Genomic DNA, 16,965 nt, shown 5'->3' with positions numbered 1-16,965 from the left:
GCTCCTTGATCGACCTACAGATACCGTGTGACAGATGCGAAAACCGCTACATCCCACGCGCCGACTGCTCAACACTGCCGCCGTCGGGTTGTGCACACATCCTCCATGTTACAGCGATGGGGCGAAACATCAAATCCGGGCATATGGTATCGCCGCTGGAAAAGAAACGAAAACCGTGCGAAAACCCCATGATGCCAAGGCTCCCGGCATCCCTGCCGCCGCTGCGACGCGCCCGGTCGGCAGACGTGCGATTTCTCTGCGCGTGGAATCGCGGATTTCCTCTTTTCAAACTGGTTACGCTGGCAGGCCGTTGTACATGGCCAGTTCGAAAAGAACGGCGATACGCCTGCACGACGTGCCGTGGCTTCCTTGATGCCTTGTGTAATACGGACCGTCGCCGCCCCGTCATGCCCACGCGTATAACAGAGCCCGTGGCGCGACATGCGCCACGGGCTCTAGGGCGGCCAACATCAGTGGGGCCGACGAGGAATGTCAGTTCTCCTCGGGCTGATACGTCTTGGCCTGGCCGATCAGATCCTCCAGATCGGAGGCACGCAGGGCGCCGGCCTGCTTGAAGATGACCTTGCCGCCCTTGACGACCATGAGCGTCGGCACCGCCTGGATTTGCGCGGCCGCGGCAAGCTCCTGGTTCTGGTCGATATCGACCTTCGCGAAGGTGATATCCGGATGCGTGTTGCTCGCGTTCTCATAGACCGGGCCGAACGCCTTGCATGGGCCGCACCAGGTGGCCCAGAAATCGACGAATACGAGGTCGTTGTCGTTGATGGTCTGTTCGAAGGTCTGCGTGGTGACTGCGGTGGTTGCCATAATGGGCTCCTTACTTCTCCGCCCGCGGTGCGGGACGGTGGATACGGTCTTGCGTGGTGTTCCAAGCATTGCACACCACTGCCGGAAGTCTACCCCTGTGCGCCCAGAGCCGAACCGGATATTTCGCCTGGAGACACCGGTCCCGCGGATTCCCGGGGTGGGGCGATAATGGAGGCATGCCAGTGTTGAATGACGAAGTGCCAGACGAAGGCGATTACGACGCCAACCGCCGCAGAGGCGAGTTCGACCACATCACCCCGGAGGATTTCATCCGCGGTTCGGGGCATGGCAACCCTCCCGGCTGGCTTGATTCCGGCGAGATCAATCGCATCCGCCGTGAAACCCCTATGCCATATGTGGTGGTGGTGCCGGTGCGCGTCGACGATCTGGGCCGGGTATCCAGCGTCGGCTCGCTGCTGTGCGTCAGTGAGGACGGGTCGGTCGAGCGCACGCTGATCGCGGGTCGCGTGCTCTACCACGAGTCACTGCGCGAGGCCATCGCCCGCAACATCTCGAAAGATCTCGGCGATATCGCGCTGCCGGTCCTGCCCCAGTCCCTGCAGCCGTTCACCGTGGCGGAATTCTTCCCCACCCCCGGCATCTCGCCGTTCCACGACCCGCGCCAGCATGCGATCGCCCTATGCTACGTGGTGCCCATCCCCGGCGACTGCAAGCCGCAGGACGAGACCCTAGACGTGGAATGGTGCGACGTGCACGGCAGCAAGCTGGAAACATGCATCGACCAGATGGCCAACGGATACGGCGAAATCGTACGCCGCGCCCTCGCATGGGTGGGGGCGTAGCCGTGCCCTCACCCAAGACAGCGGATACCTCTGCCGCCACGGCCACCTCGGAATCCCGGATACCAGGAACGGAGCAACGATGACACAGACGCCGACCAAGGCATATGAGCCCATCACCCTGCACAACACGGTGTACCGCAGCGGCGATGCCATACCGCTGGTACTTGTCCACGCCTTCCCCGTGGACCACCGCATGTGGGACGAGTGCGCAGCCCGGATCGCCGGTATCGCCGACAAGACAGGCCTCGAACGCTTCCCGATCTGGGCCCCCGACATGCCCGGCGCCGGCAACGGCCCGATCCCCGGCATACCGCAGAGCGGCCGCCAGTCGGCAGACGGCGCCTACATCGACGCGCTTGACCTCATGACCGACGCCTACGCCGCACTCGTCAGGAACGCCGGATACGACCGGGCGGTCTGGGCGGGACTGTCGATGGGCGGATACGTGGCCCTGGACATGCAACGCAGGCACCCGCAGATGGTCGCCGGACTCGCCCTATGCGACACGAAGGCGTCCGCCGACGACGACGCGGCCCGGTTGAACCGGCTGCGCATCGCCGACCAATGCGAACACGACCACACCATCGACCCGATCATGCACTTCGCCCTGCCGCAAGACGGCGACTCCACCATCAAACGCTCCGACGCGTTCATCAGCCTCATGACCGGCTGGATCGAGGACCAGAAGCCGCAAGGTGTCGCATGGCGGCAGCGCATGGCCGCAGGAAGGCCGGACCTGAACGACCAACTGGCCGCCGTGACCGCCCCGGCCGCAATCGTCAGCGGCGAATGCGACCCCTCGAGCCCGCCCAGCCAGATGCGCCCGCTCGCCCAGGCGATGACACGCACGCACGTCACATTCACCCAGATACCCGATTGCGGGCATTTCAGCGCGGTCGAGCATCCGCACACCGTCGCCCAGGCCCTCGTGGACCTCATGGCACGCGTACAACACGACGAACGAACCGAGGATGACCACCAGTGAGCATGTTTTCCCCTCTCGCCCTGACCCAGACCCTGCCCTTCCTGCCGCTGGCGCAGGGCGACATCGACTATCAGGTGGAACGCCGCGACGACCCCGACCTGTTCGAATCCGTACTCGGATCCCCGCAGACCACGGTTATGCTGGTCGACGGCGGCAAGATCGCGGTCCCCAAAGGCCAGGGCGCGCTCGCCGAATACGAGAACGTCGCGCTGCGCCTGGCCACGCTGCCCGGCGCCTACGTGCTGCCGGAACTCGCCGCCCACCCGCAGGCCGTCCCGATATTCCTCGGGTCCTACGGCGGCGCCCGCGGCGAACGGGTCGTCGCCATCGACGTGACCAGACTGCCGGCGCCCGCCGGCGCCACAGGCGACGGCATACCTGATTCGGCATTCGAAGGGGCTGATGACGCGTTCGGCGCCACCAGCGGATCGACGGCCACCCGACGGCCCCACACCGCCCCGTCACTGCTGGAACAGGCACGGGAACGGTTCGACTGGGTGGATCTGCGCGGGTTCGCACCGCACGCATCATCACGCGAAGCCGGACAAGCCACCACCGCCGCAACGCTGAGCGTATGGCATATGCGCCAACGCCACTGCCCGACATGTGGTGCCCCCGTCACCGCCGCGATGGGCGGATGGGCCCAACGCTGCACCAACGAGGACGACGGGCACCGCCTGCTGTTCCCCCGCATCGAACCGGCCGTCATCGTATCCGTCGTCGATTCGCAGGACCGGCTCCTGCTCCAGCACAACAACGCCTGGCAGACCACGACCATGTACTCGGTATCCGCAGGCTTCGTCGAAGCCGGGGAGAACCTCGAACACGCCTGCCGCAGGGAAACCCGCGAAGAAACAGGCATCGAACTGGGCGAGGTCAGATACCTGGGGTCGCAGCCATGGCCGTTCCCCGCCTCGCTCATGGTCGCGTTCAAGGCGCGCGCCCTGAGCACGGATATCCGCGTGGACGGCGAGGAAACCGGCGACGCCCGATGGTTCACCCGCGACGAGTACACGCAGGCGCTCGCCTCCGGGCGTGTCACACCTCCCGTGAAGGCAGCCATAGCGCGCTACATGATCGAGGAATGGTACGGTCACGAACTGTGACGACGGCATCGGATGTGATATGCCACACGTATGGGGGAAGAGGGGGGTGAAATGGTCATATGATGCGGCTAAAGTCGTGCTGGAGTAAAAGAGGAAAGGCAAGAACGTGACGAATACTTCTGACGGTTTTATGCCGCGATACGGCGCCGGGAGCCAGGGCATGGCGAACTACGGCCGTATCCCGGCACAGCCTGACGCCCCGGGGGATGTATGGAAAGGCATGGGCGGCATCGAACCCAATGATGATACACTCTCCGGCATGGAAATCCCGCTGTACGCGGTCTCCGACGGCGGTGCGGCGGATGCGGGCGCCGAGATGGACGAGGCGCTGCGCCCGCCGCACCGGCGTGTATGGCTGATCGTGCTGCTGTCCATCCTTGGCGCGATTGTGGTCGCCGCCATCGCGGGATTCTTCACCGCACGCTGGTATTACCAGGACAAGGCGGCACCGGGCGTCACCTTCGCGGGGGCATCCGTGGCCGGGCAGGACCGTACGCAGCTTGCCGGGACCGTCAAGCAGGCGGTCGATGCCACCAAGATCACCGTCACCGATGCGCAGGGCAACACGCTCACCGCCTCGCTCAAGGATCTCGGTGTCACCGTGGACGAGCAGCAGACCGTCTCCGCGCTGCTGTCCGCCAAGAGCGGTAATCCGTTCACCCGCATCAACCCATTCGCCAGGCAGAACGTGAAGCTGTCCGCCACCGTCGACAAGCTTGCGTTGAGCGAATACCTGACCGGCAAGCTGATCACGCCCGACCAGCAGGCCGTCGCCTCCACGGTCTCGTACGACGACGCCTCCTCGAAGTTCGTGGTCACCGCCGGCCGCGGCGGGCAGACACCGGTCGTGGACAACGTGACGACAGCCGTCGACCAGGCGATCGACCAGCCGGGAAGCACCCGCACCGCGACCGTCAGCTACACGCAGACCGACATGCCCATCAGCGAGGCCGCTGCCGCGCAGGCTGCCGACCAGGCGAATGCAGGGCTCGCGCTGAACATCACCATCAGCAACGGTGACGCGACCACCTACAAGGTGCCCGCGGCGACCATCGCCTCGTGGACCACCACGACCGCCGACCCGTCGAAGGGCACCATCACGGTGTCGTACAACAAGCAGGCCATCAGCGACTTCATGTCCGGCGAACTGGGGCAGCATCTCAACCAGACGAAAACCAACCAGGTCGATCTGGTGGATACGTCCGGCAATGTCATCATGACCAAGACCAAGGGCATCAACGGCGTGACGGTCAAGGACACGGCCACCATCGCCGACCAGGTGTACAGCGCGTTGAGCGGCAACCGTTCCGCGACGCTCACGGCAGCCAGCGACATCACGAAATTCGATACCGAACAGCAGAAAGTCACGTGGAAGATCGTGGTCGACCGGTCCAAGCAGACCGCCACCGTATACAACAACGACCAGGTGGTCCAGACCTTCAACGTGTGCACCGGCAAGACCGGCAAGCATGAGACCACGCCCGGCAACTACTTCATCTACCTGAAGTACAAGGTCCAGGACATGCGCGGTTCCAACGACGACGGTTCCCAATACCTGACCCCGGGCGTGAAGTGGGTCAGCTATTTCAACGGCGGGCAGGGCTTCCACACCGCCAGCTGGAACGCGTCCGGCATCGCCTCCGGCGACCCGACCGGGCACGGTTCGCACGGTTGCGTGAACATGAACGAGGCCGACGCGAAATGGATCTACGACAACTGTCCCGAAGGCACACTCGTGCAGGTGGTCGGCGACCAGCCGACAGCCCCGGTGCGTTGAGCTCCGCGTGGGGATGGATTCCCCGCGCGCACCCGACCTTCTGCCGAACCTTCTGCCGACGCTGACGGATGTCCCGCGTCGGCGGAAACAGAGGAAAAGAGCCGGGCTGTCTGCCGGCGAATCCCCGGCGGAAGATGTCCCGGCGGGGAATGCCGCCCGGGTCGGTGCCGCGGTGCCCGTGTGTCCATGTGCCCGTATGTCCGTGCGTCCGTGTGGCTGTTGGCTTCATGCGATACGCTGAAACCATGAGCAACACCGAACAGGAAGATGAGCGCCCGAACCTCGAGGTCCCGGACCATCTGGAATATTCCGACGAGCATGTGTGGGTCGACGCGAGCGTGGAGCCCGCGGCGGTCGGCATCACCGAATACGCGGCCAACCAGTTGGGCGACCTGGTATTCGTCGACCTGCCGGAGGTAGGCACCCGGGTCGAGGCGGGAGACGAGATCGTCGAACTGGAATCATCGAAGGCCGTCGAGCCTCTGGTCAGCCCGGTCGCGGGCACGATCCGGTACGTGAACCATGAGGCCGCCGACGATCCCGGCATCATCAACGGCGACCCGTACGGCGAGGGCTGGATTCTCAAAATCGAGCTCGACGACGACGAGCCGGACCTGCTGTCCGCCGAGGAGTACGCGGCGATCCTACGGCGCCTGTAAGGCGTTGCCGTCATCTTCTGCCGACGCCGAGACACCCGTCAGCGTCGGCAGAAGCAGAAGATTGGCCGGTTCTGCCCGGTATGCGTCGGCGAACGGGGCGCGAATGAGTTTGCCGGACGGTCTGCAAACGGTTGCACGATCGGCCCACGATCGGCCGGGGATGGCCGGGCATATCGGGAATATCCCTGAGCCGTCCCTGAATTCCTCCCGAACATACCCGTGACACAGCGGCGCTGTTCATACCCCGACCGTATGATGGGGGCATGAGCAGCACTACACAATTCCCACACAATAGGAATGATGACGACATGCCGACCGTGCCAATCCCCGCACGCCGCGTCGTCACCACCTTCGATGCTGCCTCAAAACACGAGCGGATCGACACCAAACCCCTGCCCGTAAGGATCTTCCGCCGCGTGGTCACCGGCGTGTTCAGCCTGTGGGCGAAGATCTCGACGGCGATTGTGACCAACCTGCACTGGCGGCAGCAGGTCGAGCCATATGTCGGCTACGGCACCAGCGATTTCTCCCGGCTGATCTGCCGGACGGTGTACGAGCCGCTGCGCCGGCAGCCGGGCACGCTGATGCGCGGATGGCGGGGCATGCTCGCGGTCCCCGCACCCCACGTGAGGGTCAGGCTGTCCATCGACAACGTGCCGGTGGAAACCGTACAGGTCGGCACCAGCGAGGTCTACGACCGTGTCGACCGTGTACGCGAGCGCAGCAGCGAATTCGCCGTCTCCGATTCCGCCGGGTATCTCGACCTGGTCGCGGACCGCCGGCTTGAGCCGGGCGTCCACCACGTCTCCTACCAGGTGGACGGGCGGCATGCGGTCAACGCGAATCTGTTCACCATCGCCCCGCGGACGCGGGTCGGCGTGATCTCGGATGTGGACGACACCGTGATGATTACCCAGGCGCCCACCTTGTGGAAGGCGGCGTATAACCTGCTGCTGCTCAACCCGCAGAAGCGCGCGTCGGTGCCCGGCATGGCCGTGCTGTTCAACCGGATCGCCGATATCTTCCCGGACGCCCCGTTCTTCTACCTGTCCACGTCGCCGTGGAACGTGGAGAGCTCGATCCGCCATTTCATCGACAATTACGGGTTCCCCGCCGGCCCGCTGCTGCTGCGTGACCTGGACCCCAGGCCCAAGACCTTCATCCCGTCGGGCGTGCAGCACAAGCTGGAGTACGCCGAGCAGCTGATGGGCGATTTCCCCGACATGAAGTTCATCCTCATCGGCGATGACGGGCAGAAGGACCCGACCACGTACGCGACCATCGCGAAACGGTATCCGGGGCGTGTCCTGGCGATCGCGATCAGGCAGCTCAGCCCGCGTGAATCCTCCCCGTTCGGCCCGGTGCGCGGTATGACGCAATCCCAGCCCGCCCCGGTGACGGACGTGCCGGTGTTCACGGGGACGACCGGCGCCAATCTCATGAAGACGATGCTGCCGTATCTGCGGCACCTCGCGTGACCGGGAGGGAACGCGCCGTCGGGCGCGGCCCGCGTCATGCCTTACGATGGTGCCTATGACCGACGAACAGCGTGAATCCGGAATATCGCAGGGGATTGTCACCGATGGCGAGCCGCCGTACACCAGGCGGGCATCGCATCGCAGGGCCGTGCACGGCGACGTGTTCGACGACCCGTATGAGTGGATGCGCGACAAGGATTCGCCGCAGCTCGCCGCCTACGTCAAGGCGCAGAACGCGTATTGCGAGCGTCGTATGGCGCCGTTGCAGGGGTTGCGCGAGACCCTGTTCAAGGAGTTCACCTCGCATGTGCAGGAGACGGACATGTCGGTTCCGGTGCGGGTGAACGGCTACTGGTATTTCTCCCGTACCCGTGAGGGCAGCCAGTATGCGGTGTCGTGCAGGATCCCGGTGCGCGGCGAGGATGACTGGGACCCGCCGCAGGTCGACCGTGAGGCGCTGCCCGGGTCCATGCCGGGCGAGCAGGTGTATTTCGATGCGAACCGGGAATCGCAGGGGCATGATTTCTTCCGTGTCGGCGGCATGGATATCAGCCATGACGGGCGTTGGCTGCTGGTCGGCGTGGATACGGCGGGCGACGAGCGGTACGACTACCGGATCCGTGACCTGGAGACCGGCGAGGAGCTTGCCGAGGTGTTCGAGGGGATTTCGAACGCGTGCTTCACGCCTGACGGATCGTGGGTGTTCTATACCGTGCTTGATGACGCGTGGCGGCCGTGCGCGGTGGTCCGGCACCGGGTCGGTACGCCGGTCGCCGACGATGTCGAGGTGTTCCGCGAGCATGACGAGCGGTTCTGGGCCGGGGTCGGCTTGAGTTTCGACGAGCGGCATGTGGTGATCGGCACGGGGTCGAAGACCACGAGCGAGGTGCTCATGCTGCCGGTCGACGACCCGACCGGGCGGTTCGTCCCGTTCATCCCTCGGCGGGAGGGCATCGAATACGATGTGAGTTTCGCCTGTTTCGAAGGTGCCGGCGAGCACGGGGAGGATATCCCGGTGGCGGTGGTGGACCATAACGCCGAAAACCCGAACTTCCAGATCGATGTCATCGACATGCGCACGCACAAGCCGCCCTACCGCCTGGGGGAGGGCGTGTGCGTGGCGGCAGGGTCGCCGTACGGGTGCGAGCAGGGGGACCGGGTGCTGGCGGGCGCGTCGGGCCATCCGGTCGGCACGCCGTACCATGATCCGCGCAATCCCGCGATCTTGCAGGGCGCCCGTGGATTGTCCATTGACGGGATCGCGCTGCACCGGCATTTCGTGGCGTTGTCATACCGTGCCGACAGCCTGCCGCATCTGGCGGTGATGACCAAGGATGAGGCGGCGCGGGATTTCCTGGCGGGCCGCCCGTGGCGTTTCCGCGAACTGGTGCCTCCCGCGCTCGGCGCGTCTGCCGACGGCGGCGAGGGGGGCGAAGCACGGCTGTATTCGATCGGTACGGCCGGCAACCCTTCGTACGACGCCCCGCGCATGCGCTACTCGTTCACCGGGTATACGCGTCCCGGCGAACTGCATGAGGTCGATCCGCGTACCGGCGCCGACACGCTGCTCAAACGCGCGCAGGTGCTGGGTGATTTCGACGCGTCCCGGTATGCGGAGCATCGCATCTGGGTCGAGGCGCGTGACGGGGAAAGCATTCCGGTGTCGCTGGTGTGGCGTCGCGACCGGCTGTCCGCGGCGCCGGGCATGCCGGAGCGGTTCGGCATCCGGGCCGACGGCTCGTCCCCGATGTTCATCCTCGGGTATGGCGCGTATGAGGTCAGTTCGGACCCCGGGTTCTCGGTGGCGCGTCTCAGCCTGCTCGATCGCGGCGTGCTGTATGCGGTCGTACACACCCGCGGCGGTGGGGAGATGGGCCGCGCCTGGTATGAGCAGGGGCGGAGGCTCAACAAGAAGCACACCTTCGAGGATTTCGTCGACGCGACCCGGGCCCTGCAACGCATGGGGCTCGCCTCGCCGGCGCGTACGGTGGCCGAAGGCGGCTCGGCGGGCGGCCTGCTCATGGGCGCGATCGCGAATATGGCTCCGGAATGTTACGCGGGCATCGAGGCGGACGTGCCGTTCGTGGACGCGCTGACCTCGATCCTCGACCCGTCCCTGCCGCTGACCGTCACCGAATGGGACGAGTGGGGCGACCCGCTGCACAACCGCGACGTGTACGAGTACATGAAATCGTATTCACCCTATGAGAACGCGCCGGTGCCCGGGGACGCGAGGGCGCGCGTGTTCCCGAGGATCTTCGTGACCACGTCGATGAACGATACGCGCGTACTGTACGTCGAACCGCTCAAATGGGTGGCGCGGCTCCAAGCCGCCGGCGTGGACGCCATCGAGAAGATCGAGACCGGGGCCGGCCACGGCGGAACCTCGGGCAGGTACCGGCAGTGGCGGGAGATTTCCTACGAGAACGCGTGGTGCCTGGCGACGATGGGTATCACCGAATAGGCGGCATCGCGTACGGCTGCCGTACAGTCGTTCCCGTCGGACAGCCGGTTTCGCCCTGGTGGACAATACGCCGCTGGGACGCGGTATCCGGCCGCAATGCGGACACGCTTTCAGCATGCGGACGCGTGTCCAGTACTCGAAACGCTTGCGTCCTTGACCCGGGTGAACCGACTAGTGTCGCCACCATGAGCACAACCAAGACATATCGGATTGCCGTCATCCCGGGCGATGGCATCGGCAAGGAAGTCACCCCCGTCGCCCAGGCCGCGCTTGAGAAGGCCGCGGACGGCGTGGCGTCGTTCACCTACGAGAACTTCGACCTCGGCGCCGAGCGCTACCTGCGCGACGGCGCCATCCTGCCGGACGAGGACCTCGAACGCATCAAGGGCACGGACGCGATCCTGCTCGGCGCGGTCGGCGACCCGCGCATCAAGGCGGGCATCCTCGAGCGTGGCCTGCTGCTCAAGCTGCGTTTCTCGCTTGACCAGTACATCAACCTGCGTCCGTCCAAGCTGTACCGCGGCGTCACTTCGCCGCTCGCCAACCCGGGCGACATCGACTTCGTCGTCGTGCGCGAAGGAACCGAAGGCCTGTACTGCGGTGCCGGCGGCGCAGTCCGTCGCGGCACGCCGAACGAAGTGGCCACCGAGGTGTCCATCAACACGGCGTTTGGTGTCGAGCGCGTGGTCCGTTACGCCTTCCAGCTCGCCATGAAGCGCAAGAAGCATGTCACGCTCGTGCACAAGAAGAACGTGCTCGTCAACGCGGGCGACATGTGGCAACGGATCGTCGACAAGGTCGGCGAGGAATTCCCGCAGGTCACGCACGACTATCTGCATATCGACGCGACCACGATCTTCCTTGTGTCGAACCCCTCGCGCTTCGACGTGATCCTCACTGACAACCTCTTCGGCGACATTCTCACCGATGAGGCGGGTGCCGTCGCCCGATGTTCGAGCCGATCCATGGGTCGGCACCGGATATCGCGGGCAAGGGGATCGCCAACCCGACGGCCGCCGTGCTGTCAAGCGCGATGCTCCTGCGCCACCTCGGATTCGACGATGCCGCCGCGAAAATCGACCATGCGGTCGAAGCGGATATCGCCGAACTCGGGTCGACCAAGCGCACCACCGAAGAAGTGGGACGCGACATCTTGGCGCGCATCTGATACCTCTCACGCCACAAGCGTGTGAGCGCCGCCCTGCAATCCTGTGCAACGGAAGAAGTCAACAACAGCACGGGGATGCAGGGCGGTTTATTTTCACATCCTAATCATCCCCGTCGCCACGGGGCTGCGGCCGGCGGAACGCTGGTGGCATGGCCGGCACGGGTATGCGATACTGGGGGTATGGAAGAAAACAACCCGCACAATACGCCCGCCCCCGAGCTGCCCAACCGCGATGCGGCGCAGCAGCCGCAGTACACGTCCGCCGCACCGCAGCAGCAGGCGCAGCCGCAATACGGCCAGACCTCGCAAAACGCCCAGCCATCGCAGTATGCGCAGCCACAGTACGCGCAGTATTCCCAGCCCGCATCGCAGGAATACACCTATGGGCAGGGCAATATCCAAAACCAGGACACCTACCAGTACGGCGCCCAGCCAGCAGCACAGACCGGCACGCAGGCCGGCGGATACCAGTACCAGCAGGCCTACGGGCAGCCGTACGAGCAGCCATACGGGCAGGCCTACCAGAACGCGCAAGGCTACCCCTACCCTCCGGCGACCGCCGCGGGATACGGCTACGTCGGCCAGAAATCCAAGATCGCCGCCGGCCTGCTGGGCATCTTCCTCGGCTGCTTCGGCGCACACAACTTCTACCTTGGATACACCGGCAAGGCGGTCGCGCAGCTGCTGCTGACCATCCTCACCCTCGGCTTCGCGTCCGTCATCACCGGCATCTGGGCGCTGATCGAAGCGATCCTCATCCTGAGCTCCTCCACCGGCAGCGACTGGCATCGCGACGCCCAGGGATACGAGCTGCGCGACTGACGGCCACACCGGAACACCAACGATGCGCGGCGAATACAAGACCCCTGGCGGCAAGCTCGTCGGGGTCACCGTCTCATGCGACCCGGCCGGCTTCGTCACCTCGTGCAGCATCGACGGCGACTTCTTCATGGAAGGCGACGAATCAGGCCAGCGTGCCCTGATCACCGCACTCGAGGAGGCCCTGTGCCACGGCGGCGACCTTGCCGCCGTATTCGCCGGGCATCCTGACGTGCGCATGATCGGCGCCGATGCCGACGCTATCACCATCGCATTCCACAGGGCCGTCGGCACCGAAACGGGCCGGCACGACCCGCCGGCATACCGCCATGGCGACCCCGCCGGCATCCGGACGGGCACCGGCACGGACCGCCGCATCCTCGACCAGGTCGAACGCAAGGCCGAACGTCGCCGCCGCGCCCGCTGGCAGGCGCTCAGTCCGGACATCATCCGCGACATCCCCCGCACGCCGCAAGAACAGATGGACCTCGACATCCGTATGGCCGAACGCGTCGCACGCGGCGAACTACGGCCCACGCTGCGTTTCTGGGAATGGGCGGCGCCCGCCGTCGTCATCGGCCGCTTCCAGTCGATCGAGGACGAGGTGAACCTCGAACAGGCCAGACAGGCGGGATTCACCGTCGTCCGCCGATGCACCGGCGGCGGCGCGATGTTCATCGAACCCGGCAACACCATCACCTACTCCTTGTACGCGCCCCGGGACTTCGTCGCCGGCATGGGCATCGAGGAATCCTACCGGCAATGCGACCAATGGGTGATCGACGCGCTGCACGACCTCGGCATCGACGCCGCATTCACCGGCATCAACGACATCTCCTCCAGCGCCGGCAAGATCGCCGGAGCCGCACAACGCCGGTTCCCGCCGGCTGGCGGCGGACCGGGCGCCGTACTCCACCACGTGACCATGGCCTACGATATCGACGCCGACGCCATGGGCCGCATCCTGAACACCTCACGCGAAAAACTCTCCGACAAGGCGGTCAAATCGGCACGCCGCCGCGTCGACCCGCTGCGCTCGCAGACCGGGCTCGACCGCGACGAGCTGATCGGCCGGCTCGCCGCCGCCGCATCAGGCGGGCGCCCCGCCCATCCTGGTCTGCCCGCCGAACCGGCATCCTGAAGGTCCCGGCGCGTGCGAGGATACAATAGGTGCCGAAGACAACCCACGCGAAGGCGGCAAGGAGGAGCCCATGGTCATGCCCAAGCCCAATGCGATGCCGGAGCCTGACAACATCCTGCTGCGCACCGCGCTGTTCAAGCAGGTGTCCCAGCAGCAGGCCGCTCGGTTGCTGCCGTACCTGCAACGCGCGCAATTCGGCAAGGGGGGCGTGATCTTCGCCGAAGGGGACACCGACCATCGCATGTACCTGCTCGAACGCGGCCGGGTCAAACTCACCCGCCGGTCGAGCGACGGCCGCGTCCAGCTGCTCAGCATCCACGCGCCGGGGGAGGTGCTCGGCGAGATCCCGGTATTCGACCCGGAAGGCGGGCCCCGCACGGCCTCCGCGATCGCGATCTGCAGCCCTACCCAGGTGGTGTGGCTCGAGCATGACGCGCTGTTCGCATGGCTCGACCAGTATCCGCGCGTCGCCGTCGACATGCTTCAGGTGCTCGCCGGCCGTATGCGTGCGAACAACGAGCGCATCAGCGACCTCGTGTTCATGGACGTGCCGGGCAGGCTCGCCAAGACGCTCATCAACCTCGCATCCCGGTTCGGCGTGCCGGTCGAGGCGGGGGTGAAGATCCCGCACGACCTGACGCAGGAGGAGCTCGCCCAGCTGGTCGGCTCGTCACGGGAGACCGTCAACAAGGCGCTGACCGAGTTCGCCAACCGCAGGTGGATCGCGCGCGAGGGGCGCAGCATCGTCATCTACCAGCCCGGCGCCCTGATCCGCCGCTCCAAGCGCTGATGCCCAAGCGAGCTGTCAGGATAGTGCTGCGGCCCCATCGTGCTGATCAGCAAGGACAGGGGTCATGCGGTATGTGGGAGAACGGCCGCGCACCGGCTATTGGGCGATAAACTTCCGAGTTGTCGTGGGAGTTTATCGCATGTGCGGCGATTCGTCGGACTTCTCCCGATTATGGTTCCGGGGGCGGTTTTCAAGAACCGCGCAATTCCAACGTTTCTGTTGGGAGATGAGCGGTATCGGCAAGGGATTCCGATAAACTCCCGCACCCGGAGCGGGAGATTACCGCCCGGCAAGCCGATTCGTGCCGAACTCCCGCACGGGGCTGTCACAGGGCCGCCACGGGCCCGCGAAGCCATGTACGTCGTTTACGCCAGACAATCTACGCCAGACAATCCTTCAGCGTATACGGTTCGGCGAAACCGTACGATGCGTCACAAGCCCCGCCTCTGCCGCGGCGTCATCGCGGACTGTCTCGACCCATGCCGCTTTCGTGAGGCTGCGGGCTTGTTTTTGGCTTGTTTTCAGGCTTTTCCACATATGCGGACGTTTGTGCGAATACCGTGGCGGTGTACGTCCGCACCCATGCCAAAGGTACAGGCGACACCATAGAATGGGGCTCATGCCCAAGAAGAACTCCCTGACTGCACGACGTGCGCTCGCCCTCCTGCTCGCGTACCTGACCCTGTGTATCTCCGGGGGCGTCGTCGTGAGCCTCATGGTGATGCCCGCCGTGTTCGGGGCGAACAACATGGCCAAGGCGCTCTCGCCGTCCCTGACCGTCGAGGGCATCGATTTCGATGTGACCAGCCTGCCGCAGAAATCCACGCTGTACGCGTCCGACGGCAAGACGGTGATCGCCTCGTTCTACGCGCAGAACCGCGAGGTCGTGCCGATCAAGAACATCTCCGTCTATATGCAGCGCGCGGTGGTGGCGCGTGAGGACCGCCGGTTCTTCGAACACGCCGGCGTCGACGTCCAGGGCGTGTTGCGCGCGTTCGTCCAGACGTATGTAGCCAAGGGCGACACCCAGGGCGGTTCGTCCCTGACCCAGCAGTATGTCAAGAACGTGCTCATGGTCAAAGCCCGCGAGGACGACGACCCAATCGCCGAATACCATGCCTCCGAGGACACCGTGGCGCGCAAGCTGCGTGAAATGCTCATCGCCGTGCAGATGGAGAAGAAATACTCCAAATACGAGATCCTGCAAGGCTACCTGAACATCGCCCAGTTCGGCTCGGGCAGCCTGTACGGCGTGGAAGCCGCGGCGAAACGCTACTTCAACACGACCGCGGCGAAACTCACGGTGGTGCAGGCCGCCACCATCGCCGCGATCACCAAGAACCCCGAAAAATACGACCCGTCGATCGAGGCGAACCAGAAGACCGCCGAGGAGCAGCGCAACATCGTGCTCGACCTCATGCTCCAGGAGAAGTTCATCACCCAGGCGCAACACGACGAGGCGAAGGCGACGCCGCTCAAGGACACGCTCGACATCCAGTCGGTGCAGCAAGGCTGCCAGGTGGCCGGCGACGCCGCGTTCTTCTGCAGCTACGTGACCAACCAGATCCTCAACTCCAAGGAGTTCGGCAAGACCGCGCAGGCGCGCCAGAAACTGCTCAACGAGGGCGGCCTGGAAATCTACACCACGATGGACGTCAACGCGAACAACGCGGCCATGAAAGCGGCACGCGACACCATCCCCGCGGATGACCCGACCGGCTTCGAGGTGACCATCGCCGCCATCAAGCCCGGCACCGGCGAAGTGCTCGGCTTCGGCATCAACAGGACCTATGACGCGACCGACGCGGCCAAGACCGACCCCACGCGTACCTCGATCAACTACGCGGTCGACCAGAAGGACGGCGGCGGCATCGGCTTCAACGTCGGCTCGACCTGGAAGCCCATCAACATGGTCGCCTGGATGCTGCAAGGCCATTCCATCAACGAATCCCTGCGCACCTACACACGGTATGCGAACAGCTCGTTCAACTGCGCGAAATTCGCAGGGAAGGGCACCTGGTCGCTGCACAACTCCGAAGGCGGCACGACCAGCCCGGAAACCCCGCTGCAGGGCCTGATCAAATCGCATAACACCACCCAGGCGTCCATGGCGCAGGTGATCGGCCTGTGCTCCATCGCCGACGCCGCCAAGACACTGGGCTACCACAACGCGATCCTCGGACAGGAGGACGTCTACTCGGCGAACTCCTTCAACCCCCCGATGATCATCGGCTCGGTCCAGGCGTCCCCGCTGACCATGGCGAACGTGTACGCCACCATCGCCGCGAACGGCGTGGAATGCACGCCGATCGCCATCAAGAAGGTCATCAAGCAGAACGGCAAGAAGATCAAGGTACCGAGCGCCAACTGCCATCAGGCCATCTCGCCGGAAATCGCCCAGACCACGGCGTACGCGCTCAACCAGGGCGTGCTCAAGGGCGAGGCGAAAGCCGCCCAGCTGGACAACAACCGCAAGACCTTCGCCAAGACCGGAACCAACGAACAGACCTACATGCTGACCGCGGGCTTCGCGCCGAATACGGTCGCGGCGTTCGTGGCGGTCGGCAACGCGGAGACCCAAGGCGACTTCTACGGCAAGACCATCAACGGCGTCACCCACAGCACGTGGTACGGCATGTACATCGCGACCCCCGCATGGAAGGAGTTCATGAACACGTACCTGGCCGCCATCAACGCACCCAACGACGACAGTTATGGTACGCCCTCGGGCCAGTACACCAAGTAAGGCGGCTGGGGCATCGGCATGACGGCCATCACCGGGAGGCGGCAATGCGGCGACGCGTGCCGCCTTCTGCCGTAACCGCAGGGTGTCGCCATGCCCGGGCGGCACGCCCCGGCATCCGTCGATGCCTGTTCGTCCGCTGTTCACCGAAACAGGCGCCCTGCCGCGGCCAGACACCGTACAATGCAAAAGGAGACACATGGG

General features: G+C 65.0%; 12 protein-coding genes and 1 pseudogene. 12 read left to right on the top strand and 1 reads right to left on the bottom strand.

Annotated elements, in window-relative coordinates:
* Nucleotides 1–492 precede the first annotated feature (492 nt).
* Nucleotides 493–828 (bottom strand): thioredoxin, encoded by a 336-nt coding sequence (gene trxA / locus WD012_RS02720; protein WP_339562246.1) that lies wholly within the window; start codon nucleotides 826–828, stop codon nucleotides 493–495.
* A gap of 176 nt (nucleotides 829–1,004) precedes the next feature.
* Between trxA and WD012_RS02715 the strand changes: the two genes are divergently transcribed.
* The 12 genes and pseudogenes from WD012_RS02715 to WD012_RS02660 all read left to right on the top strand — a co-directional run bounded on the left by WD012_RS02715 (nucleotide 1,005) and on the right by WD012_RS02660 (nucleotide 16,764).
* Nucleotides 1,005–1,631, top strand: coding sequence for a DUF4916 domain-containing protein (locus WD012_RS02715; protein ID WP_339562245.1), 627 nt, complete (start codon nucleotides 1,005–1,007; stop codon nucleotides 1,629–1,631).
* 79 nt (nucleotides 1,632–1,710) lie between these two features.
* The gene (locus WD012_RS02710) at nucleotides 1,711–2,616 is read left to right on the top strand and encodes an alpha/beta fold hydrolase (protein WP_339562244.1); all 906 of its coding nucleotides are present in this window, start codon (nucleotides 1,711–1,713) and stop codon (nucleotides 2,614–2,616) included.
* A gap of 2 nt (nucleotides 2,617–2,618) precedes the next feature.
* Nucleotides 2,619–3,722: an NAD(+) diphosphatase gene (gene nudC / locus WD012_RS02705; RefSeq protein WP_339562279.1), complete on the top strand. Its 1,104-nt coding sequence runs from the start codon at nucleotides 2,619–2,621 to the stop codon at nucleotides 3,720–3,722.
* A gap of 106 nt (nucleotides 3,723–3,828) precedes the next feature.
* Entirely contained in the window at nucleotides 3,829–5,499 is a 1,671-nt protein-coding gene (locus WD012_RS02700; RefSeq protein ID WP_339562243.1) for a L,D-transpeptidase family protein, read from the top strand.
* Nucleotides 5,500–5,744: 245 nt separating this feature from the next.
* Nucleotides 5,745–6,158, top strand: a complete 414-nt coding sequence (gene gcvH / locus WD012_RS02695; protein ID WP_339562242.1) for a glycine cleavage system protein GcvH — start codon at nucleotides 5,745–5,747, stop codon at nucleotides 6,156–6,158.
* A 308-nt stretch (nucleotides 6,159–6,466) separates the two neighbouring features.
* Entirely contained in the window at nucleotides 6,467–7,636 is a 1,170-nt protein-coding gene (locus WD012_RS02690) for an App1 family protein (RefSeq protein ID WP_339562278.1), read from the top strand.
* 55 nt (nucleotides 7,637–7,691) lie between these two features.
* Nucleotides 7,692–10,100: a S9 family peptidase gene (locus WD012_RS02685; protein WP_339562241.1), complete on the top strand. Its 2,409-nt coding sequence runs from the start codon at nucleotides 7,692–7,694 to the stop codon at nucleotides 10,098–10,100.
* 185 nt (nucleotides 10,101–10,285) lie between these two features.
* Nucleotides 10,286–11,268, top strand: a pseudogene (locus tag WD012_RS02680) (3-isopropylmalate dehydrogenase).
* Between the two features lie 180 nt (nucleotides 11,269–11,448).
* On the top strand, nucleotides 11,449–12,090 hold the full coding sequence (locus WD012_RS02675) for a TM2 domain-containing protein (RefSeq protein WP_339562240.1): 642 nt from the start codon (nucleotides 11,449–11,451) through the stop codon (nucleotides 12,088–12,090).
* Nucleotides 12,091–12,112: 22 nt separating this feature from the next.
* On the top strand, nucleotides 12,113–13,228 hold the full coding sequence (locus WD012_RS02670; protein ID WP_339562239.1) for a lipoate--protein ligase family protein: 1,116 nt from the start codon (nucleotides 12,113–12,115) through the stop codon (nucleotides 13,226–13,228).
* A gap of 70 nt (nucleotides 13,229–13,298) precedes the next feature.
* Nucleotides 13,299–14,018: a Crp/Fnr family transcriptional regulator gene (locus WD012_RS02665; protein WP_339562238.1), complete on the top strand. Its 720-nt coding sequence runs from the start codon at nucleotides 13,299–13,301 to the stop codon at nucleotides 14,016–14,018.
* A 619-nt stretch (nucleotides 14,019–14,637) separates the two neighbouring features.
* Nucleotides 14,638–16,764, top strand: coding sequence for a transglycosylase domain-containing protein (locus WD012_RS02660; RefSeq protein ID WP_339562237.1), 2,127 nt, complete (start codon nucleotides 14,638–14,640; stop codon nucleotides 16,762–16,764).
* Nucleotides 16,765–16,965 lie beyond the last annotated feature (201 nt).

The sequence above is a fragment of the Bifidobacterium thermophilum genome, from assembly GCF_037482445.1.
GTDB lineage: Bacteria > Actinomycetota > Actinomycetes > Actinomycetales > Bifidobacteriaceae > Bifidobacterium > Bifidobacterium thermophilum_B.
The sequence above is the reverse complement of the archived record's forward strand: the minus strand, read 5'-3'. Positions and strand labels throughout refer to the sequence as shown.

Coding starts and splice junctions, on each gene's coding strand:
- trxA (WP_339562246.1), bottom strand. CDS start 828: ATGGCAACCACCGCAGTCACCACGCAGACCTTCGAACAGACCATCAAC.
- WD012_RS02715 (WP_339562245.1), top strand. CDS start 1,005: ATGCCAGTGTTGAATGACGAAGTGCCAGACGAAGGCGATTACGACGCC.
- WD012_RS02710 (WP_339562244.1), top strand. CDS start 1,711: ATGACACAGACGCCGACCAAGGCATATGAGCCCATCACCCTGCACAAC.
- nudC (WP_339562279.1), top strand. CDS start 2,619: ATGTTTTCCCCTCTCGCCCTGACCCAGACCCTGCCCTTCCTGCCGCTG.
- gcvH (WP_339562242.1), top strand. CDS start 5,745: ATGAGCAACACCGAACAGGAAGATGAGCGCCCGAACCTCGAGGTCCCG.
- WD012_RS02690 (WP_339562278.1), top strand. CDS start 6,467: ATGCCGACCGTGCCAATCCCCGCACGCCGCGTCGTCACCACCTTCGAT.
- WD012_RS02685 (WP_339562241.1), top strand. CDS start 7,692: ATGACCGACGAACAGCGTGAATCCGGAATATCGCAGGGGATTGTCACC.
- WD012_RS02675 (WP_339562240.1), top strand. CDS start 11,449: ATGGAAGAAAACAACCCGCACAATACGCCCGCCCCCGAGCTGCCCAAC.
- WD012_RS02670 (WP_339562239.1), top strand. CDS start 12,113: ATGCGCGGCGAATACAAGACCCCTGGCGGCAAGCTCGTCGGGGTCACC.
- WD012_RS02665 (WP_339562238.1), top strand. CDS start 13,299: ATGGTCATGCCCAAGCCCAATGCGATGCCGGAGCCTGACAACATCCTG.
- WD012_RS02660 (WP_339562237.1), top strand. CDS start 14,638: ATGCCCAAGAAGAACTCCCTGACTGCACGACGTGCGCTCGCCCTCCTG.